Raw genomic sequence first — 1,485 nt, 5'->3', positions numbered from 1 at the left:
GAACTTCTCCAACTGCGCCCAGTGCCCGCAACCGCCGAACACGTGCAGCTGTACGCGCGGCACCATCTTCAACGCCACGAGCGCGCCGTCGATCGGGTTCACGCGGTCCTCGCGGCCCCAGATCATCAGCACCGGCTGACGCAGCTTGAACGCGTCGCGCCAGATCATGCCCTTGGCGAAGTCGGCGCCCGCGAAGGACTTGCCCATGGCGCGGGTGGCGGCCAGGGATTCCGGCTGCGAGGCCGAGGCGAAACGCTCCTCGACGAGTTCCGGCGTGATCAGCGACTGGTCGAAGACCATGATCCGCAGGAACGCCTCCAGGTTCTCCTTCGTGGGTTCGAAGTTGAACTTGGACAGCAGCTTCACGCCCTCGGTCGGGTCCGGCGCGAACAGGTTGGTGGACAGGCCGCCCGGGCCCATCAGCACCAGCTTGCCGGCGCGGTCCGGGTAGTCCAGCGCGAAGCGGGTGGCCGCGCCGCCGCCGAGCGAATTGCCCAGCAGGTGAACGCGATCGGTGATGCCGAGGGTGTCGAGCAGGTCCTTCAGCGCCGAGGACGAGTGCACGAAGTACTGCGGGTGCTCGGTCGGCTTGTCGGACTGCCCGAAGCCGGGCTGGTCGACGGCGAGGACGTGGAAGTCCTTGGCCAGCACCGGAATGTTCTTGGCGAAGTTCGACCAGGAGCTCGCGCCCGGACCGCCGCCGTGCAGCAGCACGATGGTGGGGCCGTTGCCGACGCCCGCCTCGTGGTAGTGCAGCTTCAGGTCCGGTCGCACCTGCGCGAAGCGCGAGGTGGACTCGTAGGTGATTTCCTCTACGGCCGTCACGGATTACACCATTCCGTCGGTGACCGGCAGGCCGAACGCGTGGGTGCCGTACATGACGTAGGCGCGCTCGGGATCCTGCGAGGCGTGCACGCGGCCGGCGTGGGCGTCACGCCAGAAGCGCTGCAGCGGAGTGCCTTCCACCAGTGCGGTGGCGCCGGCGGCCTCGAAGAGGCGGTCGACGGAGGCGATCACGCGGCCGGTGGCGCGCACCTGGTCGCGGCGGGCGGCGGCACGCATCTCGAACGGGACGTCCTTGCCCGCCACGATGCACGCGTACTCGTCGGCGATATTGCCGGACAGCTGACGCCAGGCGGCGTCGATGTCACTGGCGGCCTCGGCGATCCGGACCTTGGCGAACGGGTCGTCCTTGGCGTTCTCGCCGGCGAAGGCGGCGCGCACGCGCTTGCCCTGGTGCTCGACGTGGGCCTCGTAGGCGCCGTAACCCATGCCGATGATCGGCGCGGTGATGGTGGCGGGGTGGATGCTGCCCCACGGCATCTTGTACAGCGGATCGGTATTCTGCTCCAGGCCAGGCGATTTCAGTTCGCCCATGGTCCGCATGCTGAGGAAACGGTGCTTGGGAACGAAAACGTCCTTGACCACGACGGTGTTGGAACCGGTGCCGCGCAGGCCCACCACGTGCCACACATCGTTGACGAC

At 68.1% G+C, this 1,485-nt stretch carries 1 protein-coding gene and 1 pseudogene; both read right to left on the bottom strand.

Translation table 11 applies throughout. The features are described 5' to 3' along the window. Positions 1 to 825 (bottom strand): 4,5:9,10-diseco-3-hydroxy-5,9,17-trioxoandrosta-1(10),2-diene-4-oate hydrolase (gene hsaD / locus ACIRS4_RS36765; RefSeq protein WP_404204387.1); only part of this gene is annotated, 825 nt, incomplete at its 3' end. Between the two features lie 3 nt (positions 826 to 828). Continuing rightward, positions 829 to 1,485, bottom strand: a pseudogene (locus ACIRS4_RS36760) (flavin-dependent monooxygenase); the annotation flags it as partial.

Origin of the sequence: Streptomyces sp. NPDC101166, from assembly GCF_044768125.1 — a bacterium.
GTDB lineage: Bacteria > Actinomycetota > Actinomycetes > Streptomycetales > Streptomycetaceae > Streptomyces.
Note: the sequence above shows the minus strand (reverse complement) of the source record. Positions and strands in the feature narration are given on the sequence as shown.